Genomic DNA, 23,660 nt, shown 5'->3' with positions numbered 1-23,660 from the left:
GCGGCCGCCAGCCGCCGCAGAATCCACTAAAATCATGGGTTTGGCGCCTGCGGCGCACCGCCGCGCGCCCGACCGACGTATTTCCGGAACACCGATGACCTCAGCCTCTCCCCAATCTCAGACCGAGACCGACGAACTGCCCAAGAGCTTCGAGCCGGCCGCCATCGAGGCGCGCTGGTATCCGCTGTGGGAACAACGGGGGGACTTCAAGGCCGGGGTACACGTCCAGGGCCCCGACAACGGCCAGGCCTTCACCGTCCAGTTGCCGCCGCCCAACGTGACGGGCACGCTGCACATGGGCCACGCCTTCAACCAGACCATCATGGATGGCCTGACGCGCTACCACCGCATGCGCGGGTTCGACACGCTGTGGGTGCCGGGCACCGACCACGCCGGCATCGCCACGCAGATCGTGGTCGAGCGCCAGCTCGACGCGCAGAAGATCAGCCGCCACGACCTGGGCCGCGACAAGTTCGTCGAGAAGGTCTGGGAGTGGAAGCAGCACTCCGGCGGCACCATCACCGGCCAGATGCGCCGGCTGGGCACCTCGCCCGACTGGACGCGCGAATACTTCACCATGAACGAGGACATGTCGCGCGGCGTGGCCGAGGTCTTCACGCGGCTGTACGAGCAGGGCCTGATCTATCGGGGCAAGCGGCTGGTCAACTGGGACCCCAAGCTGCTGACCGCCGTCAGCGACCTGGAAGTGGTCAGCGAGGAAGAAGACGGCCACCTGTGGCACATCCGCTACCCGGTGGACGGCAGCGATGCCGCCATCGTCGTGGCCACGACCCGTCCCGAAACCATGCTGGGCGACGTCGCCGTCATGGTCCACCCCGAGGACGAACGCTACCAGGCCCTGATCGGCAAGCAGGTCCGCCTGCCGCTGACCGGCCGCCTGATTCCCGTCATCGCCGACGACTACGTCGACCGCGAATTCGGCACCGGCGCGGTCAAGGTCACACCCGCGCACGATTTCAATGACTATGCGGTGGGCCAGCGCCACGGCCTGCCCATGATTTCCGTCCTGACGCTGGATGGCCGCATCAACGACGAGGCGCCCGAGACCTACCGCGGGCTGGACCGTTTCGAGGCCCGCACCCGCATCGTCGCCGACCTCGACGCCCAGGGCCTGCTGGCCGAGGTCAAGAAGCACAAGCTGATGGTGCCGCGCGGCGACCGCACCAACGCCATCATCGAACCCATGCTGACCGACCAGTGGTTCGTCGCCATGAGCAAGCCGGCGCCCGAGGGCACCCACCATCCCGGCAAGTCGATCACCCAGGTGGCGCTGGACGTGGTGGCCGACGGCCGCGTCAAGTTCTACCCCGAGAACTGGACCACCACCTACAACCAGTGGCTCAACAACATCCAGGACTGGTGCATCTCGCGCCAACTGTGGTGGGGCCACCAGATTCCCGCCTGGTACGCCGACGACGGCCGCATCTTCGTGGCCAGGAGCGAACAGGAAGCCCGCGACAAGGCCGCGGCCGCCGGCTACACCGGCGCGCTTACCCGCGATCCGGACGTGCTGGACACCTGGTTCTCGTCGGCGCTGGTGCCGTTCACCACGCTGGGCTGGCCCGAACAGACGCCCGACCTGGCGCGCTACCTGCCCTCGTCCGTGCTGGTCACCGGCTTCGACATCATCTTCTTCTGGGTCGCCCGGATGGTCATGATGACCACCCATTTCACCGGCCAGGTCCCGTTCAGGCATGTCTACATGCATGGCCTGATCCGCGACGCCGAAGGCCAGAAGATGAGCAAATCCAAGGGCAACACCCTGGATCCGGTCGACCTGATCGACGGCATCGGCCTGGACGGCCTCCTGGCCAAGCGCACCACCGGCCTGATGAACCCCAAACAGGCCGAAAGCATCGCCAAGAAGACCCGCAAGGAATTTCCCGAGGGGATTCCGGCCTTCGGCGCCGACGCACTGCGCTTCACCATGGCCGCCTACGCCACGCTGGGCCGCAACATCAACTTCGACCTGAAGCGCTGCGAAGGCTACCGCAACTTCTGCAACAAGCTGTGGAACGCCACCCGCTTCGTGCTGATGAACGTCGAAGGCAAGGACTGCGGCGTGCAGGCCGGCGCCACGGTGGAACTGTCGGTATTCGACAAGTGGATCATCAGCCAGCTGCAGCGCACCGAAGCCGAGGTCGCCAAGGGCTTCGACGACTACCGCTTCGACAACATCTCCACCGCGCTGTATCGCTTCGTCTGGGACGAATACTGCGACTGGTACCTGGAACTGGCCAAGGTCCAGCTGCAGAACGGCAATGAGGCCGAACAGCGCGGCACCCGCCAGACCCTGATCCGGGTACTGGAAACCGTGCTTCGGCTGGCCCACCCCGTCATCCCGTTCATCACGGAAGAACTCTGGCAGAAGGTCTCGGTGGCGGCCGGCAAGCGCCGTGCCGACGAATCCACCAGCGTGGGCGTGCAACCCTATCCCGCCGCGCAGGCCGGGAAAATCGACGAGGCCGCCGAAGCCGCGATGGCCGAGCTCAAGGCCCAGGTCGACGCCGTGCGCGCGCTGCGCGGCGAAATGAACGTGCCGCCCTCGCAGAAGGCGCCGCTGAACGCCACCGGCAACCGCGCCGCACTGGAACGCAATGCGCCCTACCTGGCCGCCCTGGCCCGGCTGACCGAGGTCAAGGTGGTCGACCAACTGCCCGACGTCGTCGGCGCCCCCGTGCAGGTAGTGGGCGACGCCCACCTGATGCTGCACATCGAGGTCGACGTGGCCGCCGAGAAGGTCCGGCTGGACAAGGAAATCGCCCGCCTGGAAGGCGAGATCGCCAAGGCCAACGGCAAGCTCGGCAATGCCAGCTTCGTCGATCGCGCTCCGCCCGCGGTGGTGGAGCAGGAACGCGCCCGGCTGGCCCAATTCAGCGACACGCTGGACAAGGTGCGGGAGCAGCGGGTGAAACTGGGGTAGACCGGCCTCAGCGCCGAGCATGAAAAAAGCGACCCACTGGGTCGTTTTTTTCATTGCGCTCGAAACAAGAAGCTCTGGGTTCAGCGGCGGACCAATCTGTCATCGCGAATGCCGGTACATCACGCTCGGCCTCCTGGACGAACGCCTCGTAGTCGCCGTCTGGACACTGCGCGGCAACAGCCGACGCATCATCAGTTTCAGGAAAGCCAATGAACGGGAACAGAAAAGATACTGGGAGCAAGTGGGTCGACCCCGATGATGCCCCTGAACTTCCGGACGAATGGTTCGAACGGGCGGAACTGCGCGATGGCAACAAGGTGCTCAGGCGGGGGCGCCCGAAATCGGCCGCTGCCACAGTGGCCATCAGCCTGAGGCTTCCCCCTGACGTGCTGGATCAATGGAAACGCACGGGTCCAGGGTGGCAGACTCGCATGGTGGCGTCGCTGCGCCAGCATGCGCCGAAAGCCCAGAGAATATGATGTCCTTGGCCCCTGCGCCCTCCTCTGCCGCCAGGGGTCCCAGGCAGGCTCAGCGAGCCGTCGTCTCCCTGGCCACGCGTATCGGCTTGACCACCGCGCCAAAGCGATCATGGATGAACGCCGCCACTTTCTCGCCCCATAGCCGGTGCCCGGCCGTGGTCGGATGCATGGAGTCCGCGAACAGATAATGCTGGTCGGCATCCGGCTCCACCAGCGTGGCGGGGGTACACAGCAACGCGTCCACCTCACCCTGCGACGCATCGTAGTTGGTGCAGGCGGGCTTGTCGGTCACGGTCAGGCCCACCGCGGCGGGATCGTCGACGGCAGCGTCGATCAGGCCGGCCAGGTCGAACACCTGCACGCCCGTTCCCGACAGCTCCCCGGCCACGAGTTCGTTGTAGCCTTCGGACACGTCGGTAGCCATGTCCTCCAACTCGGTATTGCGGATAAAAGGCAGCATGCCCAGGTCGGGAAGGTTGACGTATACGATCCGCTTGGCGCCGGCCGCGGCCAGCCGCTTGAGCTGAGTCACCATGGCGGCCGCCTTGGCCCGTACCAGTGCCTCCAGTTGGTCGTCGGCATCGGAAGCGGGTTCGGGCTCGGTTTCCCCCAGAGCCTGGAAGGCATCGAGGAAATCGTTGCCCCCGCCCTGCACCAGCACCAGTTCCGTCCCGTCGAAACCTTTGTGCTCGGCCAGGTAGCGGTCGATCTGGGTCTTGATGGAAATGGCGGTCTCGCCCTGGAGCCCGCCATCGGCCGGGATGCCGTCCGGGGCCGGCGCCGTCTCGGCGTCGGTCTCGATATGGGCGCCGCCCTGCGCATAGCCGTTGCCGCCCAGGTCCACGATGCGGCCGCCCTGCCCGAGCGGGCCGAAATCGACCTGCTGATTGGGCTTGACCGGCAGGCCCAGCGCGTCGGCCACCACCTCCACCCAGACCTCCCCAGGCTTGGTCGTGAAACGCTGTCCCGTCGCGCTGCGCGTGGCCGGGTCGGGATAGGCCGCTCCGGGATTGTAGGTGCCGACATCGCTCAGGCTGTCGCCGAAGGACACGATGGCGCTGATCGGCCCGGTCACGACCGGACGCGCGGCGCGGTCGCGTACGGCCAGCGCCGCCAAGCCGCCCACGACGAGCAGCGCCAGGACCAGAAGCCAACGCAAGGACGGTAGCCGCATGGGGGTCACCTTGGGGGAACGGTTGCGCCAGCGGACGCCGGCTGCGGTATGACTCGCCGCCGGGCGGCAGGTTCAGTGCCGCCCGGCGGGCAAAACCTCGCGCGATCTGTCAGCGACGTTTCATGTAGTGGACGAATACTTCGCCGTCGTCTTCCTGCGCCAGCAGCTCGTTGCCGGTCTGTTTGGAAAAGGCCTGGAAATCGCGCACCGACCCCTTGTCGGTGGCCACGACCTTCAGCACCTGACCGCTCTCGAGCGTCGCCAGCGCCTTCTTGGCACGCAGGATGGGCAAGGGACATTTGAGTCCCTTGGCATCCACCTCGAGGTCGAACGCCACCGGTTCGGTATTCATCACGCCTTCTCCCGCCACGCCGCTCACAGGCGGCCCTCGACCCAGCCCTGCACACTGGCGAGCGCCTGCGGCAGACCCGAGGGATCCGTGCCGCCGGCCATCGCCATGTCCGGCCGGCCGCCGCCCTTCCCGCCCACCTGCTGGGCCACGAAATTGACCAGGTCGCCCGCCTTGACCTTGCCGGACACGTCGGCCGTGGCTCCGGCCACCAGGCTGACCTTGCCGCCGTCGACGGCGGCCAGCACGATGGCGGCGGACTTCAGCTTGTTCTTGAGCTGATCCACGGTCTCGCGCAGCGACTTGGGATCGACGCCGTCCAGCTTGGCGGCCAGCACCTTCACGCCCTTGACCTCGACCGCCGAGGCCGCCAGGTCATTGCCGGCGCTGCTGGCCAGCTTGCTCTTGAGCTGGGCGATTTCCTTTTCCAGGCTCTTCAACTGGTCCTGCACCTGGCCGATGCGCGCCGGCAGGTCGCCCGGCTGCACCTTCAGCGCGCCCGCGGCCGAGGCCAGCGTGGCGTTCAGGTTCTGCAGATAGGACAGGCTGTTGTCGCCGGTAATGGCCTCGACCCGGCGCACGCCGGCGGCCACGCCGCCTTCGCTCACGATCTTGAACAGGCCGATGTCGCCCGTGCGGCCCACGTGCGTGCCGCCGCACAGTTCGCGCGAGAAGCCGATGTCCAGCACGCGCACTTCGTCGCCGTATTTTTCGCCGAACAGCGCCATCGCGCCGCCCTTGACGGCATCGTCGTAGGCCATCAACTGCGCCTGCACCGGCGTATTGCCCAGCACCTCGCGGTTGACGATGGCTTCCACCTGAGCGATCTGGTCCGCGTTCATGGGCGCGTCGTGCGCGAAATCGAAGCGGGTCTTGTCCGGATCGACCAGCGAGCCCTTCTGCTGCACGTGCTCGCCCAGCACCTGGCGCAGCGCCTTGTGCATCAGATGGGTGGCCGAGTGGTTGCGCATCGTGCGCGCGCGGCGGACTTCATCCACCTGGGCATCGACCGTGTCACCCACCGCCAGCGAACCCGACACCAGCTTGCCATGATGGCCGAACACGTCGGACTGGATCTTCTGGGTGTCTTCCACGTCGAAACGCACCGCGCCCTGCACCAGCACGCCGGCATCGCCCACCTGCCCGCCCGACTCGGCGTAGAACGGCGTGCGGTCCAGCACCACCACCGCGGCCTGGCCGGCCTCGATGCGCGGCACCGAGGCGCCATCCACATACAGGGCCGTGACCTTGCCTTGCGCGGCCAGGTGCGTGTAGCCCTCGAACACCGTCTTGGCGCCGTCGTACGACAGGCCGGCGGCCATCTTGAACTTGCCGGCGGCGCGGGCCTGCTCGCGCTGGCGGGTCATCGCGGCCTCGAAACCGGCCATGTCCACGTCCACGTTGCGCTCGCGGCAGATATCGGCCGTCAGGTCCACGGGGAAGCCGTAGGTGTCGTACAGGTTGAACAGCGTCTCGCCGTCCAGCGCGGCGCCCGGCTTCAGCGCGGCCAGCGCGCCGTCCAGGATCTTCATGCCGTGTTCCAGCGTTTCCCCGAAACGCTCTTCCTCCTGGCGCAGCACCTGCTCCACCCGTGCCTCGGCCTTGGCCAGCTCGGGATAAGCCTCGCCCATCTCGGCCACCAGATCCTTGACGATGCGGTGGAAGAACGGCTTGGTCTGGCCCAGCTTGTAGCCATGGCGCAGCGCGCGGCGGATGATACGGCGCAGCACGTAGCCGCGGCCTTCGTTGCCCGGGATCACGCCGTCCACGATCAGGAACGAGCAGGCGCGGATATGGTCGGCGATCACCTTCAGCGAATTGTTCGCCAGGTCGGCACAGCCGGTTTCGCGCGCCGCGGCCTTGATCAGGTTCTGGAACAGGTCGATTTCATAGTTCGAATGCACGTGCTGCAGCACCGCGGCGATCCGCTCCAGGCCCATGCCCGTGTCCACGCAGGGCTTGGGCAGCGGGTTCATGGTGCCCGACGCGTCGCGGTCGAACTGCATGAACACCAGGTTCCAGATCTCGATGTAGCGGTCGCCGTCTTCCTCGGGCGATCCCGGGGGGCCGCCCCAGATCCCGGGGCCGTGGTCGTAGAAGATTTCCGAGCACGGACCGCAGGGGCCCGTGTCCGCCATCTGCCAGAAATTATCGGAGGCGTAGCGCGCACCCTTGTTGTCGCCGATGCGGACGATGCGCTCGACCGGCACGCCGATCTCGTTCTGCCAGATGCCGTAGGCCTCGTCGTCTTCCTGGTAGACCGTGACCCACAGCTTTTCCTTGGGCAGCTTGTAGACCGTGGTCAGCAGCTCCCAGGCGTAGTGGATGGCGTCGCGCTTGAAATAGTCGCCGAAGCTGAAATTGCCCAGCATCTCGAAAAACGTATGGTGCCGGGCCGTGTAGCCCACGTTTTCCAGATCATTGTGCTTGCCGCCGGCGCGCACGCTGCGCTGCGACGAGGTCGCGCGCTTGTAGGGGCGCACTTCGTTGCCCAGGAACACGTCCTTGAACTGGACCATGCCCGAATTGGTGAAGAGCAGGGTCGGGTCATTGGCCGGCACCAACGACGAGGACGGCACCACGGTGTGGCCCTTGGACTCGAAGAACTGAAGGAATTTCTGACGGATCTCGGCGGATTTCATCGCTGCACGCAGGTAGGGGGATGAATCGCCAACTGCACCCGTTTGCATCCCCGGATAACTATCGAATCGTCAATTATAGAGGGACGGCGGCGCGAGGGTGCGCCTCCGGGCAGGAGCCAGGAAAACGGGGGCGGACCGCGGAACCGGCGGACACCGGGGGGACGGCTACCGGCCGACCATGGCCTTCTTGATCTTTTGGTCGGTCTTGTACTGGCTGAGCGCGTAGACCGACCAGATCGCGGCCGGGATCCAGCCGATCAGCGTCAATTGCAGGATCAGGCAGAAGATGCCGGCGAAGGGGCGGCCGATGGTGAAGAACTGGAGCCAGGGCAGGAGAAGCGCGAGAAGCAGACGCATGGTGACAGACAGGAAACAGTAACGCGGACATTCTATCGCTACGGCAAGCACGTACGTGGAGCCCCGCATCTTGCGCCGGGCCAGGGACCCGTTAGACCGGATATCCCCCTGCTAGGGGTTCATCCGCCGCCTCGGGAATTCCAGGCGGCATCGCATCAAGGCTTGCCATGAAACATCCCGCACGACCCATCGGGCCAGGGGCCCTCCCCGGCCTCATTTGCGCGCTTCCCCTGACTGTCATGCTGGCCGCCTGCGGCGGCGGAGGCGACGGCGGAGGATCCTCCCCCCCTGCCCCGCCTGCACCGCCTCCCGGCCAGGAAACCAGCAGGCCGATCACCGACATGCCCACGTCCAGCCATACGGGCGACAAGCTGGCCGCGTTCACGCGACTGAACGAAGCCCGCCTGGCGGCGGGGGTCAGCGCCGTGAAACAGAATGCTCAGTTGGATGCGGCCGCGCAGGCGCATGCGACGTATCAGGTCAGGAATTATGTGGTGGGGCATGGAGAGGATCCGAATAAACCTGGGTTTACAGGCACCGGACCCATAGAAAGAGCGATAGCGCAGGGATATGTCGGAAATACCGTAGGAGAAGTCATCAGCTACACCCAGCCAGGTATTGAAGCAATCGAATCACTACTCCTGTCGGTCTATCATTTACACGCCCTGCTCGACCCACGGGCCAATCAAGTTGGCATAGGGGTCGACACGACAACAACGCCGGCGCATCTGTCAAGCACAAGCATTACCCTGGGATCGTCCAGCAGCGGCTTGCTCACCACGGCATTGACATGGCACTGGCCGGCGGCGGAGCAGACGAATATTAATCCGAGCTTTGTTCCCTCCAATGAATCTCCGAACCCTGCGCCTGATCTATCTCTTGCCGGCACCCCTATTATGTTTTGCGGCGCAGTTGGGCACTTCGCCCCATTACATGTTTCTTTAGTTTCCCTCCAGGAGGAGGGTACAAGCGTCAGCGTTCCACTAAGGCTCCTCAAGAATGAAGTCGTGCAGGTCGATAAGGATATCGAGGCAGACGTCGTCGTGGACCCACAGTTAACACCCGCTTCGGTATATCAAGGCTGCATCTTCTTGCTGCCTGTTGAAGCACTTCAACCCGGTAAGAACTATTTGGTCCAGATCGAGGCAACTCAGGCGGGTGAAAGCCTGAGCAATGCATGGAGCTTCACAACCCGGAACTCAAACTAATAGCGCGCCGGCAAGAAGGTTAGCCAGGCATTTCATAGAAGCAGGAGGAGGAAAAATTTCCGCTCTGCAAGAAGTGGCCTGAATATCCGTTGGCAACGGAATCCAACCGACGGTTCTTATTGGCAAAATAACCCGCTTGGGCCTTGTAGTTCTCCCACGAGTACACGGCCCAGGCGGACGCACTGCCGTAGTATCCAGGTATGCAATGAGCTCCGGAAACAGAGATCTGCGATCCATTGATATCAAGCACTAAGCCCGTACCAGCCGGCACACCGGAGCTAACCGTGCATCGAGTAGACCACGGAAGCAAGGTGCACAACCCAAACCAACTACCCTGCCATTGATTGTGCGCTTGGACTTCAGCTCCAGAACTTCTCACAACGACGCGAAGAGTCGATGGCAGTTCGTTCCAACCGCTTCGATTGTCCCAAACCTCCCGAAAATAGAGCTCAGCGCCGTCCATCTGATTCAGGAGTTCCTGCACCGTTGTCGGAGCACGCGGCGGGACGGGGATCGGATCGACAGGAGGTACGGGCATCGCACTATCCGGCATCACCCGCTTCGCGACCCCCGTTATATGCGTGGAATCCACCCACGGTGTACGCGTTTGCGGCGGCACCGGTTGCGCGCCCGCGTGCAGTGAAACCAAGACGCAACCTGCGCCTGCAGCGATGATCCGCTTCATCTTCATGCTCTCTCCTCAATATTTGCAATAAACCTGTGCGATGGCCCTGGCCGGGCCGCCAAGAATCGTTCCGTCGTGGTCCAGCAACTGCACCTGCCACCCGGCCCCGGCATCCACGGCCTTGCGAGTGAACGACGAAGCCTTGGAGGACTCGATCTGCGGCAGCAGGTAGATAAGCGGTGTTCCGGCGGCGGTGCCGAGCCGGCCGCAGGCGGGTTTCAGGACGCTGTCGCCGGACGCGACGATCTGGCTGCCGGTCATGACGTAGCTGGACAGGAGATCGTCGGCGCGCATCCAGACGCCAAGGCGGCAGACGAGTCCGGTGCCCGAGCCGGAGTCGGTGGCGAAGGCGCCGTTGGGGTTGCAGGCGCCGCCCGTCGAGGCCAGTGCCGCGAGTTCGCGCCAGGTCCCGTCGGCGCACACCAGCAGCCCGCCCGCGGACGTGCGGGCGAACTCCGCGTTGGCCCCTGCCTGGGAGGAAATCCGGGCCGTGCATGCGGTGTTGGCCGCGGCGACTTCCCTGACGCCCAGCCGGTCGACGGAGACGCCCGCATGTCCGACCAGGTCGCGGCCCACCACGGAAAGCGCGAGGCCGGCCCCCGTTGCGACGATCATCTGGCCCGCTGCCACACGCAAGGTGGGTTGCGCGTCGGCGGCATCGAAGATCGACCCCCGGTCGGTGGACAGCCCGGCGGCGGCGTGGATGCGCTGGCTGGCGACGATGCCCGAGGCGGGGTCGATGCGGACGACGCTGCCGTTGTCGGCCCGGAACAGGCCTGTCCTGGCCTGCAGCACGCCGGCGCACTGCACTGTCAAGACGCCGGTATTCGTTGCCGTCAGGCAATCGCCGGCCGGACCGCGCAGCGCCAGGGAGTCGTGCAGCCGTACCACGCCTTTCACGTCCAGCCCGCCTTGCAGGTCGGGGTTGCGGCTGTCGCGCATGCGCACGAACTGCTGGAACATGGTGGTGTCCAGGCTGGCCACGGCGCCCACGACGCCTGCCGTCGCGCCCAGCGGATTGGGAACGGCGTAGGTCGCACCACGCATCACGGCAGGCTGGTCCGGGTAAGCCGCGGCGCCGTACCCGCCGCTGGCCATGACGACCTGGGCCAGGACGCCGGGATCCGGTTCCGGCGTTCCGGGCGGGCGCAGCGGCGTGGAGGTGTGGATCAGGGCATCCACCCTGCACCCGTTTTCCGGACAGGCGGCGCTGCGTTCGATGCGGATGGCGACGGACTGGTTGAACGGCGTGCGCTCGGGAAACCCGCCTTGAAGCAAGCCGGCACTCCGCAGCTCATCCAGGGTGGGCGCGAGCGCAGACACCACGCCGGCGACGGATCCACCCTCGGCCAACGTGTCGTAGTGCCGCACCAGATAACCGTCCATGGCGCCCTTGATGGCGAGCAGATACGTGCCCGTGGCCTGTGCGGCCGCGTCGTCCACCTCCCGGATCAGGCGGCCGCCTGCCAGGACGACGAGAACCATCGCGATACTGGCGACGATGGCCAGTTCGATCAGGGTCCATCCACGCTGGCGTGCCGCGATGACAGCCGGCGGGTGGGCCCGGACGGGCATATGTGCCATGGCGTGTCCTAGCGGGCCGTAAAGGAAAATGAGTTCGTGTCGCCGCTGGTGCAGGCGGCATCCGCGCCCACGGCGTTGTAGGCTCCCGCCGCACCGCCCGTGCCCGGCTGCTTGACCGTGACGCTATTGATGACGATGCGCTCGGACACCCGCTGCATGACGGCCGCCAGCCCGGGGCAGGCCGCTTCGTTGACCTTGTCCAGCGTCAGCCCGAAGGCGTCTCCGGACGAGGTGATGGTATCGGCGGCGAGCACGATCCGGCCGTCCGTCGCCCCCAGGCCGTGGCGGACCGTGGCCGTGGAGCCCGTTCCCGCCACGGTGATGACGCTGCTGCTGCGCAGTGAATTGGCGAGTTGGGCGATGCCCATGCCCGTATAGGGCGTATTGCCCAACCCCTGGCTGGAGACCTTGGCTCGCGCGATGAAGCGGTGCAGTTCCTGCCCCACCGCCGGGACCTTGTTCTCGATGATGTAGCCGTTGATGGCAGGGATGCCGATGATGGCCGCGATCAGGACGATGGCGGCGACGATGGCGACCTCGACCAGGGTGAAGCCCTGCTGGCGGGCGGGACGAGCGTGGAGAAAGTGAGACATGCGTGATACCTCATCGGCTGGAGTAGTAGTTGGTCAAAGCGGAACGCATTTCGTTGACGACGCCGACATGCCAGAAGACCAGCGACAATGCGACGCCGACGGCAGCCAGCAGCAGCACCCAGCGGGCCGCCATCGCCCTCCTGGCCACCTGCCGCAGCGAGCGCTCTTCCAGGCGCACGCGCGTCTGCTGCAAGGCGCTGTCCATGCCGCGCGCCGCGATCAGGTCGGCCAGGAACCACAGGGTTTCGGGCTCGACGATGCCGGTGTCGAACGTGGCGCTGCCCACGCGGCCATCGTCGATGTTGGCGATCATCCTTTCCAGGTGCCAGCGCCGCCATGGATTGGCGCCCTCCACCTGCAGCTCCAGCGCCTCGCGCAGCGCCGTGCTGACGTTGCCCCGGCGCTTGACCATGGTCGCCAGCGACGCCAGGAAGCGTATGCCCTGCAGGTCCCGATAAAGGCGCCAGATGAAATGCCGGTCCAGCACCCGGCGAACGCGGCCGGTGAGATTGGGCAGGGACCAGCCCACGAAATAGACGACCAGGCCCAATGCCAACGCCGATACGAACAGGTTGCCGTGGATGAACTCGGCAAAGGCATAGAGCCGCCGGGTCAGGCTGCCCAGGAATTCGTCGGGAACGGCGCCGAACGCACGCTTCAGGCGCGGCACCGTGAACAGCGGCACGGCGACGGCCATCCCGAACGAGACGAGCACGGCGGCAAGCGCTGCCGACAGGGTGGCGGTCAGCGTGCGCCGGGCTTCATCCGCCAGCCGCGTCACCGCCGCCACATCGCGCAAGGTCTGTTCGAGCGCGCCGGCCCCTCCCCGCTGGGCCATCCGGAGCAGGCCCAGGTCGTCGTCTGGCAGCGTCGAGCGCAGGGTCTCGTGCAGATCTCCGCCAACGTTCTGGTAGCGCGTTGCCCAATAGGCCGACAGCACGCCCCGCGCATGGCCCGCGTAGCGCCGGGCATCGTCCAGGAAGATGTCGCGCAGCGTCTTGCGGCCGTTGCTGGCCTCCATGACATCGGCCAGATAGTCGTAGTAGTCGGCGCGCCCGGGCCTGAACCGCGCCGCGCACCAGGCGACGCGCGCGCGTTCGCGATGCGTGGTCATGCGTAGCGGCGTCCGATGGGCGCCGGGACGCGGCCGGATGCCAGCCTGCGCGGCCGCCGGCGTCCAGGCGCCACCCGCGAGGTCCGGCTCCTGCGCAGTTCAACCGTCTCGAAACTGACGAACCGGGGCTCGATGTCGCGCGGATCGACCAAGCCTTGCGATGACTTGTAGACCGCGCACTCCATGGCCGTCTTGCCCGTCATGTCGGCATGGTCGAACGCACTGCGGCGCTGGAAGCGGAAGTAATCGCGCAGCGCCAGCGTATCCGCATCGCGCACCAGCCGCAGGAAGCCGTCGTCGACGGAAGGGTCGATCATCTCGGCGGCGACGGTGCGGCCTGCATAGCCGTGCAGTTCCACCAGGCTGCTCTGCCGGCAAGCGGGGCAACCATCGGGGTTGCGCACCCTCAGCGCCGGGATGTCCAGCGCATACAGGGCATGCAGCCGATCGGCGTAGCGTCGCCAGTGGGCGTTTCCCGGGCCGGAGCCCGCGGCCGCGCCATCGCGCTCGAACAACGCGGTCAGCGGCAAGGCACAGTGCCGGCACAGCACCGGCAGCAGAGTCTGGTAGACGAGAAGCTTCAGGATCCCGGGCGTCGCCAGCAGCCTGCGGGAGACGCCGATGAAATCCGAGGCCAGGCGGTCCGGGATCAGCGCGGCGCCGCCCGCGTGCGTCGTGGTGTACAGGTTGCTGCCCGAACTGGCGAGGTCCATGAAGGCCCTGCCCGTGGAATGGTCGCGTATCTCGCCGATGAGCAGGTCATTCATCGCGGACCGCTTGATGGTCTTGAGCTTGGCGTCGAATTCGTTGGACACCGTGCCGTCGAGCGATCTGCTGACGCTGTTCTGGAGCGCGTTGGGGATGAGATATTCGACCGGGTCTTCGAGCGTGATGACCTTGCGGGTAGGCGGGATGCGGGACATCATCGAAGCGATGGTGGTCGATTTGCCGGACCCGACTACCCCCGCGAGCACGATCGCCCCGCCCTCGGCGACCAGCGCCCGTTCCAGGACCCGGATCTGCGAAGGCAGATACCCGAGCCGGGCGAAATCCGGCGGCTGCTGGCGCATGTCCATCCTTAGCAGCCGCATGGTGACCGAGGCGCCCGCGTCGGTGGCCAGCGATGCCCAGCGCAGCATGAAGGACACGCCTTCGACATCGTGCAGGATGCTGCCCTGCTGTTCGATCATGGGATCGAAGACGGCGCCGTTTCCGCCCTGTATGTCCATGTAGGCGACGGCCAGCACCTCCCGCAGCGTGCTGGTCTGCATGCCTCGGAATCGTTCCGGCATCACGTAGCGGCCGCCCAGGGTGTAGCGGATCTCGGATTCGGGGTGGGCCGCCCGCAGGTTGACGTGGATGTCGCTGGCGCCATGGCGCGCGCCCCAGGCGACGATGTCATGGAACGCCGACGCCATGGCGCTCTTGACCGGATCGAGCAGCACCCGGCGACGCGAACGTAAAGTGTCCCCCGTGATCTGCCCGCGTACGATGGACAGCAGCAGCGTCGCCGGCACCACGATGCGCGCGGGTCTGGCCAGGGTCCGGCCCCGCGCCCGCACCATGCGCTCGAACTCCTCGATCTGCTCGCTGCGCGCATAGTCGTCGACGGTGAACAAGGCTACCCGGCCATCCTCCAGCTCGACGGGGCAGAGCTTGTCCAGCAGGCTGCCGACGTCGAATCCGGAGCGAAGCACACGCTTGAAGGCGGGCGTCATCCGGGCGAGCTGATCGCGGCCGTCCATACGCGCGACCAGCGCAGCAAACGCCTCGCCTTCCGCCCCATCCACTTCGTCCCCTGCTTCCTGGCGGGACGCCGCGGCCGCGCCCGACGCGCTCAGACGGTTGCCTGCCAGCGACGTCACGACCGACCGTCCCCAGATGAGCGGGCTCATGGTCGTCCTCCCAAGGGAGGCACGAACATCGGCTGCATCGCTGGCATGGGGGCGGCACGGGGCGGCTCCGCCGCCATCCTGCTCCCCGGCGCGGACGGCAGGATGCAGGCCGACCGTACCGCGGTCCCCTTGCGCAGGTAGACGCAGCCATCGTCGATGCGCTGCAGCCGGTACTCCCGGGCCGCATCGGTGGCACCGCGAGGCAGCTCGTCGCTCTGGCGATAGAGCCGGGGTTCGCCATTGACCTGCACGATCGCGTGCAAGGCGCCCTTCAGCCCGTACAGGGACGTCAGCACCACGCGGTCGCCACGGCGGGCCTGGGCGGGGGCGGCCTTGGTAACGGGTGCCTGCCGGGCACGTTCCGCGGCCAGGGCGCGCGCCGTATCAATGCGCAGCATCTCGCGCACCTTGTCCAGCTCGCCTTCGGCGGCGTTCACCGGGACACAGAACAGGGACAGGACGGCCGCCATGGCCATGGCGAACCGCCCGTTTCGCTCAGTCGCGCGCATAGAGGACTCCAGACATGCCGGCCATGAGCCGGCTCCGGTTCAAGGAAAGTTCGGCCGCGGCATCGACATTGAGCGATACCGCGCGCCATTCGATCTGGTTCGCCAGCAGCCCCGGTATCAGGAACATCGACCGCAGCGGTCCTTCCAGGGCCAGCGGCCGCTCGGAGATGGCCGGCATCGACGGTGGCGCGGCCAGGGCGACGCCGTACTCATCGCGTGGAGGCTCCAGCCGCACGGGCACCGTTTCCCCCAGCGTCGCGCCCGACATCAACGGCAGGACCTGTTGCAGCGCGGTGATGGTCTTGTCATCGTGCTCGGACCGGCTCCTGAGCCGCGATGGCTCCAGCGCTTGCCCGCCGCCGGCGACGGCGAACCGGGCCACCACGGTATCCAAGGGCTGCCACGTCTCGCTCCAGCCCGAAGGGCGCGCCGCGAGAAAGCTGGCATTGGTAGCCAACCGATGGACCCGGTCATATCGAGCCCGGCAGGCCCACCCCGGCTCCGTACCGCGCGTGCACTGCGCGGAAGACAGTCCCCACCCGCCAAGCTCGGCGGGCAGCTCGGCCAACGCGTCCAGCACGGCCAGCCCGTCGTTCTCGGCATGCAGGCGTATCCGTTGGCGTAAGGTTTCGTACACCTGGGCCCAGGCCGCCTCGGGATCGATGCTGACCGGCGCGGGCGCCCTGGCGCCATCCAGATGGCGATACCAGTCCCAGCCGCTGCGCAGCAGGAATGCCGCGGCGCATCCCAGCGCCGCGACGACCAGCGGCCGGGGAATCGTCGGCATGCTCCAGCCGCAGGGTTGGAGCCGGTACGCGGTCGCCACGTCGCCCAGCAAGGCCGGCAAGGCGGCCTCCCCAGAGTGGCCGGCAGCGGCGTCCAGGATGACGAGTTCGTCGCCGTGATGCGCCGTCAGGCCGTCCAGGGCGACCTGGGCATCGGCGGCGCTGTCGTAGACCCGGTCGGAGTGCGTGAGAACCTTGCCGCCCTGGGCGGCCACCACCCAGATACGCCCATCGGGCAGTTCCGCCCGCAAGGCGACGACTCCCTGCCGGTGGTCCGACGCGAAAGCCAGCGCCCCGCTATGAAGCAGTTCCGCCAGGCCGCGGTCAGCCCGGTTCAGCCGGATCACGCCAACGGCCTCCGAACCCGGCGCATGGGCATGGTGCGACGCTTTCACCTCCCTGGCCTTTTGCCGCGCCCGCTGGTCCAGCCTGCTGCCCAGGATGGTGTGCCAGCGCATGCCCAGGACCAGCACGCGTTCGTCGCCGTCGAATCGAAGCAGGACGTAGTCGTTCATGGCGAGTCAGAAGCCTTCCTCGACCTGCGCCGTGATCAGCACGACCGTATTGCGGCGCTCGCGCGCGGTTTTGCCCGAGCCGCCCAGCAGCATGGGTGCCCCGTCGTCCAGCCGGCGCTTGTCGTACTGGTCCTGCGACCGCTCGAACCCCGATACCAGTACGGGCTGCCCGGGCCGCAGCTCGACCTGTTGCACGGTGCCCATGCCGTCCACGGTTTTCTGCTGCAACTGCACCTGGTTGCCGCTGGCGCCGAAGGTCAGGGTTTTGAGCGGCTGGGCGACCGTGTTGTCGTAGGCGATGGTGAGCAGGATCTGGCCGTCGTCCTGCGCATCGGGGATCACGGTCAGGAAAGACCCGACGGTTTCCTCCTTTTGCGTGACCGACGGCGCGGTGGATGTTCCCGCCGACGACGCCACGGTGGTGACCTGCACCTGGTCGATGTAGGTGAACGTGGTGCGCACCGCATGCGTGACCGGCCGCCGGTTCAGGGTCTGCAAGGGCACCGTGGTATGGCGGGTGATGGTGGCGATTTCGCTCAGGGCCTTCAGCACCACCGCCGAACCGTCCCAGCGGCCACCGGTGATGGACAGGCCCAGGCCCGACCCCGCTACGTCCGACACCAGCGATGCCGGCGAGCCCGCTTGCGCGGCATCCCGCGTGCGGCGATAGATCAGGTTCCAGTCTATGCCCTGCTCGGTCTGGTTCCTGGCCACCAGTTCGATCTCCTCGAACATCAGGCGCACGCGCCGGGTCAAGGCCTTGTTCTCGCGCTCCAGGAATGTCGCGACGCGGTCCAGCGCCTCGGGCGTGTCGGTGACGACGATGAGCCCGGAGGCATCTCCGTTGGCCACCAGGGTGCCGGCACGGGTAAGAAAGGGCTCGAGCTTGGCCTTGACCGCGCCCAATGCGTCGCTGCCACCGGACTCGATGCGCGTGGAAGAGGTGCTTTCGAAAGCGCCGGCGCTGCCGCCCGCCGCGCGCCCCAGGCTGGCCGCCGCGGAGGCCTTCAGCGTGAGCGCACGGACATTGAAGACGCGGGTATCCGTGCGGAAGAAGACGATGGCGCCGGCCTCGTACTTCCAATGGACGCCCAACCTGCTGGCTGCCAGATCCAGCAGGCGGGGCAACGGATGCAGGCCAGTGGGCAGGCTGACCTGCGCGACGGCCGGCGGCCCCGCTACCGCCGCCTGAGCCAGGGTCAGGCGTGGGAGGAATGCGTCCTGGGGCAGCAAGGCCTCCGGCCGGACGCGTACCTGTATGCCGGTGGCGAGCGCGATCTGCTCGCCCAGCGTGGACAGATCGACCCGGCCCCCTGGGAACATCAAGGCGGTCTCGACCGAGGCCCGGAGCGCCTCGGGCAGCGTGACCTCGCGCGACAGCGGCTGGGGCCGGCCCGCCAGCCACGGACGGCCGACCTCCTGCGCCCGCATTCGCTCGCGCTCGCCCGCCACGGCCTGCTGGAACGGAATGCGGGCGGCAGCGATGTTGTCGGAGGCGCGCGCCGCATCGGCGTCGATGTGGCGCATGGCGTCGAGCTGTCCGCAGCCCGGCGTGAGGAGAGCAATCAGCAGGAGCGGACAAGTGTTGCGAAACCTGGCCATGGTCTACCCCTGGCGTCCGGCCGGCGCGCTGGTACGGTCGCACGACTCGGCATGGGGAACGACGCGCAGCACGCGATTGGAATAGAAGCACGGCTGCAAGGGATGGGCGGACAGTTCGGTGGACGCCAGCAGTTCGCGCACGGCCGACTTGAAATCGCTGCCCAGGCTGGCCGATCCGGCCAATGGGATATCGACGTCGACCGTCCAGTGTTCGGGCTCGAATGTCCAGCCGGCCGCCGTGGCCCAACGACGCAGGGCCTGGCGCATGGTCCGGTCGGCCGGCGTGGCATCGTACGCGGCGCGGCGGACGGGAGCAGGATCCACGGCGGCACGTCCCGCACCGGCCGCGGCGGTAGGCGATCGAGCGGACGCCAGCGCGACCGCCGGCTCGTCCAGATCGGCGGGATAGCCTTCCCTATTGATGGGGGCATCGGCGCCGGAACGGGCAGCGCGTCCGTGATACTGCGCTCGCGCCACGACCTCGCCTATCCGCAGCAAGTACTCGCGAGCCGTGCCGGCCACCACCGCGTATCCGCCCTGCCAGGCCACCGGTGCCAGCCTTTCGCCCTGGGGCCCCACGCTGAAGACGGCGGGCAGCACCTGCCCGACCCGGAATTGCAGATAGGTCTGCCGCCCGTCGTCGAAGACCTGCACGGGGGCGACGCGTTTGTCACCCGCGATGCGATAGGAGAAATCGAAAGCGCCATCCGTGCCGGCAGGTGCCGGCAGGGCTTGCGCGGCGGCGGTTCCGCAGGCGAACGACGCAACGACGGAGACGGCAATACGGCACGGATGCATAATGGACCCTTGGTAAAGCGTCGCGGCCCAGGCCGCGTCCAAGGCTGCATCGTGCCGCACGTGCCAGGGTGCGAGTAGCGTGTGAACCACGTACGTAAGGTCGTATTTGTCCCATGCGCCTAAGAGTCCTTTCCGACCTCCACCACGAACACTTCAACGGCAATCGCCCGCTGCCCGACGTCGACGCCGACCTGGTCGTGCTGGCCGGCGACATCCATACGCACGACCTCGGCATCGCGTGGGCCGGCCGGGCCTTCGGCAAGACGCCGGTCATCTACGTGCCGGGCAACCACGAGTTCTATTCCGCCCACATGGGCAGGCTGGATCGCAAGATGCGCGAGACCGCGCGCCGGCACGGCGTGCACCTGCTGCAGAACGAGGCGGTGGAGCTGGACGGCGTGCGTTTCCTGGGCGCCACGCTATGGGCCGATTTCGCGCTGTATGGATCGCCCGGCGATGAACTCGCGCAAGCCATGGCCGTGCGCGTGATGCCGGATTTCAGCTGCATCGACACCGACCAGGGCACGTTCACGCCAACGGCCTGCATCGCCCTGCACCGGACCGCCCGTGCCTGGCTGGACCAGCAGCTGGACACGCCCTACGCCGGCCGCACGGTGGTGGTCACTCACCATGCCCCTAGCGAACGCTCGGTGCCGCAGCAATACAAGGGCAACCAGTTGTCGCCGGCCTTCTCGTCCAACCTGGACGACCTGGCGGCCAAGGCCGACCTCTGGATACACGGCCATACCCACACCTGTTTCGACTATCGCATCGGCAAGGCGCGCGTGGTGGCGAACCCGGGCGGCTACCCGGGCGAGAACGGGGAATTCGATCCGGAACTGGTGGTGGAGATCTGACCGCCTCAGCGGAAGTCGGCGCCGATCAGGTCGTAGCGATCGGTGCACAGGGCATCCACGCCCCATGAGAAAAGTTCGCGCGCCCGCTCGGGATCGTTGACCGTGTAGCACATGAGACCGTAGCCGGCGGCCTTGATGCGGCGGGCCAGTTGCGCGTCGAGCAGGTCGTGCTGGCAATGCAGGGAGACGCAATCCAGGGCTTCCAGGCGTGCTTGCCAGTCCGGCGGCACTTCTTCCACCAGCAGGCCGCGAGGAATATCGGGCGCGGCCTCGCGGGCGGCGCCCAGGGCCTTGGCGGAAAACGACGAGAACAGGGGCAGCCCGGCCGGTTCCGCGGCGCCGGCGTACAGGTCCTGCATCATCTGTCCCACCACCTGTCCGGTATCGACGTCGTGGCCGGGCATGGGCTTGATCTCGATGTTCATCCACATGCCGTGGCGGCGCAGCCATTGCACGATGTCTTCCAGGCTCGGCACGGGCTCGCCCTGGAAACGCGGATCGAACCAGCCGCCGGCATCCATGCGCGCCAGGTCGGTGGACGCGAATGCGCTCACGTCGCCCACGCCAGGCACGGTGCGCCCCAACTGGGTGTCGTGCATCAGGACGGGAATGCCGTCGGCGGCGAGCATGACGTCGAACTCGACGCCGCCGATATGGCGGGCGTGGGCTTCCTGCATGCCCGCCAGGGTGTTCTCGGGGGCCAGCCGGCCCCCTCCCCGATGGGCCACCACGCGGGGATAGGGCCAGGTCCTGGTGGAAGCGGCGCCCCCCCCGGTCGTCATTTCTTCGCGCTCATTACCGCCGACGACCGCGCCACGGCATCGTCCAGCCCCTGCTTGGGCGGCTTGACGCCATTCCAGACGGCGTTCAGTTCGCTGTTGATGATGTCGGTCACGCGATCGTAGTTGTTCAGGCGGAAACCCCGCGTGAACTTGGCGGGCGGATTGGCCATCGCCCGCACCACGCTCTCGGCGCCCGGGATGTTCTTGTAGAAGGACACCTCGGAGGCGCGGTAGGCCGCTTCGGTCAGCGGCAGGAAGCCGGTCTTCTGGTGCCATTCGGCCGCCACCACCGGCGTGGCCAGGTAGGCGATGAAGGTGGCCAGCGCCTTCTGTTCGGCGGTGGAATGGCCGCCCAGCGCCCAGAACGCGGAACCGCCCACGAACGGCGTGCTGGGACGCGCGGCTTCTTCCTCGTAGTAGGGCAGCGGCGCCACGCCGTACGAGAACGCCGCCTTGCTTTGTATCTGGGCCAGCGCGCTGCTGCCGCTGGTCAGCACGGCGCATTCGCCGGACGCGAACGCGGCATCGCCCTGGTCCTGGTCGGTACGCACCGGGAACAGGTGGCTGCGAACCCAGCTCATCATCAGCGCCAGATGGCGGACATGCAGCAGGTCGTTGGCCAGCAGTTGGGCGCCATTGGGGCCGTCCAGGCCGTTGTTGCGGGTGGCGTAGGCCGAGTTGTGCATGGCCGAGAGGTTTTCCACGTGCACCCAGGTCTGCCAGCTGGTGGCGTAGGGACAGTTGACGCCGTTCTGCAGCAGCGCGATCAGGTGCGCCTGCATGTCGCGCCAGGTGCGCGGCGGCGCATCGGGATCCAGGCCGGCGCGCCGGTACAGGTCGCGGTTGTAGAGATACACGGGAATGTCGGCCATCCAGGGCAGCGCCAGCAGGCGGCCCTTGGCGTCGCTCATGCCGGCGGTGGTCTGCGGCAGGAACCAGCGCAGGTCCTTGATCGGATACTTGGCCAGCAGTTGATACATGGGCAGGATGGCCCCCTGCCCCGCGATGAACTCGGGCGAACGGTTATCGGGCAGTTCGACCAGGTGCGGGGCGCGGCGCGCACGCACGGCGGCCGTGCCGTCCTCGATCAGCGCCTCGACCGAGGGCTTGGCCGTGACCTTGACCGTGAAGCCGTGCTGCTGTTCGTTGAAGCGCTGCACCAGCGAATCGAACTCAGCCGCCTGCTGCGGGTTCAGGGTATGCCATACCTGCAATTCGATCGGACCGGAAGGCGCAGCCATCGCGGCGGCAGCGCCGGCGGCGCCCGCCGCGCCCGCAGCCTTGGCGCCGCGCGCGGCGGGTTTCTTGGCCGGCGCGGCCTTGGCGGCCGGCTTGGCGTTGCCTTTCTTGGCGCCCTGCGCCGCCGCCGTGCCCAGGCCGCCCACGGCCAGGAAACTGGCTGCGAGCACCGATACACCCCATTTCAACCAGCGCTTAGTCGGCCGCATCGATCCTTTCTCCGAAAACATGGTCAAGCTCAAGAGGCACACTCACAAAAAGGGAAAATCCACCTGCGGCCGGCGGCCGCTTATCAGGTCGGCCAAGGCCCTCCCGGACCCGCAGCCCATGGTCCACCCCAAGGTGCCATGCCCGGTGTTCAGGTACAGGTTGGGCAGGCGCGTGCGTCCGATCAGGGGCACGTTCGAGGGAGTCGCGGGGCGCAGGCCCGACCAGTAGGACACCTTGTCGAAGTCCAGCGCGCCCGGAAAGAGTTCCCGCGTCAGGGTGGTGAGCGCCTCGCAGCGCACCGTGTTCAGAGCGCGGGAATAGCCGCTGAGTTCCGCGGTTCCCGCGACTCTCAGCCGGTTGCCCAGCCGCGAAAATACCACTTTATGGGCACTGTCCGTCAGGCTGACCGTGGGAGCCCGGGTGGAATCCGTAACGGGGTATGTCGCCGAATAACCCTTGGCCGGATAGACCATGCAGGGGACGCCCAGCGGGCGCACCAGGTCCGGCGTGAAGCTGCCCAGCGCGGCCACGAAGACATCGCCCTGGACCTTGGCGTAGCGCCCGTGGTCGTCGATGGTCTCGACCGCCTTGACCCACCCGCCCTCGTCCAGCAGACGCGTAGCCTGGGTGGAGAAACGGAACTCCACGCCCGCGGCGGCGGCCTTCCCAGCCAGTGCGGTGGTGAATTGATAGACGTCGCCGCTTTCGTCGGCCGCGGTGTAGTCGGCTCCGACGATGCGATGGCTTTGCGGTGCCAGCGCCGGCTCCAGCGCGACCAGTTCCTCGGTGTTGAGGATGCGGCGGTCGACGCCGTATTCGCGCATCAGGTCGGCCGCCTTCTGCGAAGCGTCGAACTCGGCCGGATCCCGATAGAAATTGATGATCCCTTTCTCGAGATGATCGTAAGGGATGCCCAGTTCGGCGCGCATGGTCTGCAGGGTCTGGCGGCTGTAGGCCGCCATGTTGACCAGCGCCCGTACGTTGCGCGGCAGGCGGCCGGGCAGGCATTCGCGCAGGAAGGCCATGCACCACAGCCACTGGTGCCAGTCGGCGTGCAGCCGGAACAGCAGCGGCGCGTCGCCCTGGAGCAGCCAGCGCGCCAGCTTGAGCGGGGCTTGCGGATTGGCCCAGGGCTCGGCATACGAAACCGAGATCTGGCAGCCGTTGGCGAAACTGGTTTCCTGCGCCGGACCAGGCTGGCGGTCGATCACCGTGACGTCGTGGCCGGACTGGCGCAGCCACCATGCGCTGGACGTGCCGATGATACCGCTACCTAATACGACAACTCTCATTCTTGCTCCTCGGGCCTGGCGGACCGTGCCCGCCGCGGCGCCGCCCC

Annotated in this window: 21 protein-coding genes; 5 read left to right on the top strand and 16 right to left on the bottom strand. The window is 67.0% G+C overall.

The window, feature by feature from the left end; all coding sequences use genetic code 11:
- Positions 1-94 precede the first annotated feature (94 nt).
- The 3 genes from EGT29_RS07365 to EGT29_RS07355 are packed head-to-tail and all read left to right on the top strand — an operon-like array spanning position 95 to position 3,423.
- Positions 95-2,944 (top strand): valine--tRNA ligase, encoded by a 2,850-nt coding sequence (locus EGT29_RS07365; RefSeq protein ID WP_124688408.1) that lies wholly within the window; start codon positions 95-97, stop codon positions 2,942-2,944.
- Between the two features lie 19 nt (positions 2,945-2,963).
- Positions 2,964-3,203 (top strand): BrnT family toxin, encoded by a 240-nt coding sequence (locus EGT29_RS07360; protein ID WP_124688407.1) that lies wholly within the window; start codon positions 2,964-2,966, stop codon positions 3,201-3,203.
- On the top strand, positions 3,154-3,423 hold the full coding sequence (locus EGT29_RS07355) for a BrnA antitoxin family protein (RefSeq protein ID WP_124688406.1): 270 nt from the start codon (positions 3,154-3,156) through the stop codon (positions 3,421-3,423). The genes EGT29_RS07360 and EGT29_RS07355 overlap by 50 nt, the downstream gene beginning before the upstream one ends.
- Before the next feature lie 49 nt (positions 3,424-3,472).
- Here the strand turns inward: EGT29_RS07355 and EGT29_RS07350 are convergent, their stop codons facing one another.
- From EGT29_RS07350 to EGT29_RS07335, 4 genes are all read right to left on the bottom strand, one after another.
- Positions 3,473-4,597: an SGNH/GDSL hydrolase family protein gene (locus tag EGT29_RS07350; protein WP_124688405.1), complete on the bottom strand. Its 1,125-nt coding sequence runs from the start codon at positions 4,595-4,597 to the stop codon at positions 3,473-3,475.
- A gap of 109 nt (positions 4,598-4,706) precedes the next feature.
- On the bottom strand, positions 4,707-4,949 hold the full coding sequence (locus EGT29_RS07345) for a sulfurtransferase TusA family protein (RefSeq protein WP_370282847.1): 243 nt from the start codon (positions 4,947-4,949) through the stop codon (positions 4,707-4,709).
- A 23-nt stretch (positions 4,950-4,972) separates the two neighbouring features.
- Entirely contained in the window at positions 4,973-7,588 is a 2,616-nt protein-coding gene (gene alaS, locus EGT29_RS07340; RefSeq protein WP_124688404.1) for an alanine--tRNA ligase, read from the bottom strand.
- A 165-nt stretch (positions 7,589-7,753) separates the two neighbouring features.
- Positions 7,754-7,945 carry a YqaE/Pmp3 family membrane protein gene (locus tag EGT29_RS07335; RefSeq protein WP_124688403.1) on the bottom strand — a complete coding sequence of 64 codons (192 nt, stop codon included), beginning with the start codon at positions 7,943-7,945 and terminating at the stop codon, positions 7,754-7,756.
- 341 nt (positions 7,946-8,286) lie between these two features.
- Here EGT29_RS07335 and EGT29_RS07330 point away from each other — a divergent pair, with 341 nt between their 5' ends.
- Positions 8,287-9,153: a CAP domain-containing protein gene (locus EGT29_RS07330; RefSeq protein WP_161567727.1), complete on the top strand. Its 867-nt coding sequence runs from the start codon at positions 8,287-8,289 to the stop codon at positions 9,151-9,153.
- A gap of 19 nt (positions 9,154-9,172) precedes the next feature.
- Here the strand turns inward: EGT29_RS07330 and EGT29_RS07325 are convergent, their stop codons facing one another.
- Genes EGT29_RS07325 through EGT29_RS07285 form a run of 9 tightly spaced genes read right to left on the bottom strand, consistent with a single transcriptional unit; the run spans position 9,173 to position 19,233 of the window.
- The gene (locus tag EGT29_RS07325) at positions 9,173-9,844 is read right to left on the bottom strand and encodes a hypothetical protein (RefSeq protein WP_124688401.1); all 672 of its coding nucleotides are present in this window, start codon (positions 9,842-9,844) and stop codon (positions 9,173-9,175) included.
- A 9-nt stretch (positions 9,845-9,853) separates the two neighbouring features.
- Positions 9,854-11,422, bottom strand: a complete 1,569-nt coding sequence (locus EGT29_RS07320; RefSeq protein ID WP_124688400.1) for a type II secretion system protein — start codon at positions 11,420-11,422, stop codon at positions 9,854-9,856.
- 8 nt (positions 11,423-11,430) lie between these two features.
- Entirely contained in the window at positions 11,431-12,015 is a 585-nt protein-coding gene (locus EGT29_RS07315; protein WP_124688399.1) for a prepilin-type N-terminal cleavage/methylation domain-containing protein, read from the bottom strand.
- A 10-nt stretch (positions 12,016-12,025) separates the two neighbouring features.
- Complete coding sequence (locus EGT29_RS07310; RefSeq protein ID WP_124688398.1) at positions 12,026-13,129, bottom strand: general secretion pathway protein; 1,104 nt, start codon at positions 13,127-13,129, stop codon at positions 12,026-12,028.
- Entirely contained in the window at positions 13,126-15,024 is a 1,899-nt protein-coding gene (locus EGT29_RS07305; RefSeq protein ID WP_238160319.1) for a GspE/PulE family protein, read from the bottom strand. The genes EGT29_RS07310 and EGT29_RS07305 overlap by 4 nt, the downstream gene beginning before the upstream one ends.
- A complete protein-coding gene (locus tag EGT29_RS07300) occupies positions 15,021-15,533 on the bottom strand; it encodes a hypothetical protein (RefSeq protein ID WP_124688397.1) in 513 nt (170 codons plus the stop codon). The genes EGT29_RS07305 and EGT29_RS07300 overlap by 4 nt, the downstream gene beginning before the upstream one ends.
- On the bottom strand, positions 15,520-16,833 hold the full coding sequence (locus EGT29_RS07295) for a hypothetical protein (RefSeq protein WP_124688396.1): 1,314 nt from the start codon (positions 16,831-16,833) through the stop codon (positions 15,520-15,522). Before EGT29_RS07295 ends, EGT29_RS07300 begins: the two co-directional genes overlap by 14 nt.
- Before the next feature lie 6 nt (positions 16,834-16,839).
- Positions 16,840-18,435, bottom strand: coding sequence for a hypothetical protein (locus EGT29_RS07290; protein WP_124688395.1), 1,596 nt, complete (start codon positions 18,433-18,435; stop codon positions 16,840-16,842).
- Between the two features lie 3 nt (positions 18,436-18,438).
- On the bottom strand, positions 18,439-19,233 hold the full coding sequence (locus tag EGT29_RS07285; RefSeq protein ID WP_124688394.1) for a TcpQ domain-containing protein: 795 nt from the start codon (positions 19,231-19,233) through the stop codon (positions 18,439-18,441).
- A 113-nt stretch (positions 19,234-19,346) separates the two neighbouring features.
- Here EGT29_RS07285 and EGT29_RS07280 point away from each other — a divergent pair, with 113 nt between their 5' ends.
- Positions 19,347-20,090, top strand: a complete 744-nt coding sequence (locus tag EGT29_RS07280; protein ID WP_124688393.1) for a metallophosphoesterase — start codon at positions 19,347-19,349, stop codon at positions 20,088-20,090.
- Positions 20,091-20,095: 5 nt separating this feature from the next.
- On the opposite strand, the gene ugpQ is transcribed toward EGT29_RS07280, so the two are convergent.
- From ugpQ to EGT29_RS07265, 3 genes are read right to left on the bottom strand one after another with little or no spacing between them, the layout of a single operon-like run.
- Complete coding sequence (ugpQ, locus tag EGT29_RS07275; protein ID WP_124688392.1) at positions 20,096-20,872, bottom strand: glycerophosphodiester phosphodiesterase; 777 nt, start codon at positions 20,870-20,872, stop codon at positions 20,096-20,098.
- Complete coding sequence (locus EGT29_RS07270) at positions 20,869-22,320, bottom strand: extracellular solute-binding protein (protein WP_124688391.1); 1,452 nt, start codon at positions 22,318-22,320, stop codon at positions 20,869-20,871. Before EGT29_RS07270 ends, ugpQ begins: the two co-directional genes overlap by 4 nt.
- A 42-nt stretch (positions 22,321-22,362) precedes the next feature.
- A complete protein-coding gene (locus EGT29_RS07265; RefSeq protein WP_124688390.1) occupies positions 22,363-23,613 on the bottom strand; it encodes a D-amino acid dehydrogenase in 1,251 nt (416 codons plus the stop codon).
- Positions 23,614-23,660 lie beyond the last annotated feature (47 nt).

Origin of the sequence: Pigmentiphaga sp. H8, from assembly GCF_003854895.1 — a bacterium.
In the GTDB taxonomy this organism is placed as follows: domain Bacteria; phylum Pseudomonadota; class Gammaproteobacteria; order Burkholderiales; family Burkholderiaceae_B; genus Pigmentiphaga.
This window is presented reverse-complemented; position numbering and strand designations above follow the sequence as displayed.

Bases quoted from the DNA above. Each gene is read 5' to 3' on its own strand.
- EGT29_RS07280 (WP_124688393.1), top strand. From the start codon at position 19,347: ATGCGCCTAAGAGTCCTTTCCGACCTCCACCACGAACACTTCAACGGC.
- EGT29_RS07325 (WP_124688401.1), bottom strand. From the start codon at position 9,844: ATGAAGATGAAGCGGATCATCGCTGCAGGCGCAGGTTGCGTCTTGGTT.
- EGT29_RS07320 (WP_124688400.1), bottom strand. From the start codon at position 11,422: ATGGCACATATGCCCGTCCGGGCCCACCCGCCGGCTGTCATCGCGGCA.
- EGT29_RS07285 (WP_124688394.1), bottom strand. From the start codon at position 19,233: ATGCATCCGTGCCGTATTGCCGTCTCCGTCGTTGCGTCGTTCGCCTGC.
- EGT29_RS07345 (WP_370282847.1), bottom strand. From the start codon at position 4,949: ATGAATACCGAACCGGTGGCGTTCGACCTCGAGGTGGATGCCAAGGGA.
- EGT29_RS07360 (WP_124688407.1), top strand. From the start codon at position 2,964: ATGAAAAAAGCGACCCACTGGGTCGTTTTTTTCATTGCGCTCGAAACA.
- EGT29_RS07315 (WP_124688399.1), bottom strand. From the start codon at position 12,015: ATGTCTCACTTTCTCCACGCTCGTCCCGCCCGCCAGCAGGGCTTCACC.
- EGT29_RS07270 (WP_124688391.1), bottom strand. From the start codon at position 22,320: ATGCGGCCGACTAAGCGCTGGTTGAAATGGGGTGTATCGGTGCTCGCA.
- EGT29_RS07295 (WP_124688396.1), bottom strand. From the start codon at position 16,833: ATGAACGACTACGTCCTGCTTCGATTCGACGGCGACGAACGCGTGCTG.
- alaS (WP_124688404.1), bottom strand. From the start codon at position 7,588: ATGAAATCCGCCGAGATCCGTCAGAAATTCCTTCAGTTCTTCGAGTCC.
- EGT29_RS07330 (WP_161567727.1), top strand. From the start codon at position 8,287: ATGCCCACGTCCAGCCATACGGGCGACAAGCTGGCCGCGTTCACGCGA.
- EGT29_RS07300 (WP_124688397.1), bottom strand. From the start codon at position 15,533: ATGCGCGCGACTGAGCGAAACGGGCGGTTCGCCATGGCCATGGCGGCC.
- EGT29_RS07265 (WP_124688390.1), bottom strand. From the start codon at position 23,613: ATGAGAGTTGTCGTATTAGGTAGCGGTATCATCGGCACGTCCAGCGCA.
- EGT29_RS07355 (WP_124688406.1), top strand. From the start codon at position 3,154: ATGAACGGGAACAGAAAAGATACTGGGAGCAAGTGGGTCGACCCCGAT.
- EGT29_RS07350 (WP_124688405.1), bottom strand. From the start codon at position 4,597: ATGCGGCTACCGTCCTTGCGTTGGCTTCTGGTCCTGGCGCTGCTCGTC.
- EGT29_RS07310 (WP_124688398.1), bottom strand. From the start codon at position 13,129: ATGACCACGCATCGCGAACGCGCGCGCGTCGCCTGGTGCGCGGCGCGG.
- EGT29_RS07335 (WP_124688403.1), bottom strand. From the start codon at position 7,945: ATGCGTCTGCTTCTCGCGCTTCTCCTGCCCTGGCTCCAGTTCTTCACC.
- EGT29_RS07305 (WP_238160319.1), bottom strand. From the start codon at position 15,024: ATGAGCCCGCTCATCTGGGGACGGTCGGTCGTGACGTCGCTGGCAGGC.
- ugpQ (WP_124688392.1), bottom strand. From the start codon at position 20,872: ATGACGACCGGGGGGGGCGCCGCTTCCACCAGGACCTGGCCCTATCCC.
- EGT29_RS07365 (WP_124688408.1), top strand. From the start codon at position 95: ATGACCTCAGCCTCTCCCCAATCTCAGACCGAGACCGACGAACTGCCC.
- EGT29_RS07290 (WP_124688395.1), bottom strand. From the start codon at position 18,435: ATGGCCAGGTTTCGCAACACTTGTCCGCTCCTGCTGATTGCTCTCCTC.